Raw genomic sequence first — 407 nt, 5'->3', positions numbered from 1 at the left:
AGATTGAACTGGTCGACGTTCACGCAGCCCGGCACGACGCGGATGCGCTCGGCGGGAATGCCGTAGCGTGATGTGAGAATCCTGCCGAATGCATCCGACAGCACGATCAGCCGCGACGAACGCGCATACACGGCCTGCTCCAGGTAACGCTTGGCGCGCTGACCAAGTGAATCGGCGCCCTCGACATGGCTCTCGTCGGCCCACGGACCGTGAAAATGCGAGACCTGTGGAATGCCGCGCATCACGTCGAATCCCGGAAACGTGTACAGCGCGAAGTGCGACGAGATCACATCGGGACGCTGCTCGCGAATCTCGCGGCGCAACGCGCGCCGCGCGGCCATCAGGCGCAGCGGCAGCGATTGCGCGGCGGAACCGAAGCCCTGGATCGCGCCGTTGGTGTCCTGCGC

Annotated in this window: 1 protein-coding gene; it reads right to left on the bottom strand. The window is 65.4% G+C overall.

From position 1 onward, the window contains the following. Positions 1 to 407: glycosyltransferase family 4 protein (locus tag J8I87_RS46645; RefSeq protein WP_209938953.1), on the bottom strand; the 407-nt coding region annotated here is incomplete at both ends.

Origin of the sequence: Paraburkholderia sp. LEh10, assembly GCF_017814945.1 — a bacterium.
Taxonomy (GTDB): Bacteria; Pseudomonadota; Gammaproteobacteria; order Burkholderiales; family Burkholderiaceae; genus Paraburkholderia.
The sequence above is the reverse complement of the archived record's forward strand: the minus strand, read 5'-3'. Positions and strand labels throughout refer to the sequence as shown.